Genomic DNA, 316 nt, shown 5'->3' on the forward strand with positions numbered 1-316 from the left:
GATTGCTTGCATCTCCCCGAAGCTTATCGCAGCTTACCACGTCCTTCATCGGCTCTTGGTGCCAAGGCATCCGCCCTACGCCCTTAATAACTTAACCTTAATTTATTTAAATCTGTTCAATTTTCAAAGTACTACGTACCTCATCAATGAAATTCATTAATAACGCACTAATTTTGAAGGTAATAAACCCTCAAAATTAAACAGTAGGTTATTTCTCCTTAGAAAGGAGGTGATCCAGCCGCACCTTCCGATACGGCTACCTTGTTACGACTTCACCCCAGTCATTGATTTCACCTTCGGCAGATTCCTCCTTGCG

At 42.7% G+C, this 316-nt stretch carries 2 rRNA genes; both read right to left on the minus strand.

The features are described 5' to 3' along the window. Positions 1-97, minus strand: a 23S ribosomal RNA gene (locus Tmeso_RS16070); the annotation flags it as partial. A 125-nt stretch (positions 98-222) separates the two neighbouring features. After that, positions 223-316: ribosomal RNA gene (locus Tmeso_RS16075) — 16S ribosomal RNA — on the minus strand; the annotation flags it as partial.

This window comes from Tepidibacter mesophilus (assembly GCF_002724055.1).
In the GTDB taxonomy this organism is placed as follows: domain Bacteria; phylum Bacillota; class Clostridia; order Peptostreptococcales; family Peptostreptococcaceae; genus Tepidibacter_A; species Tepidibacter_A mesophilus.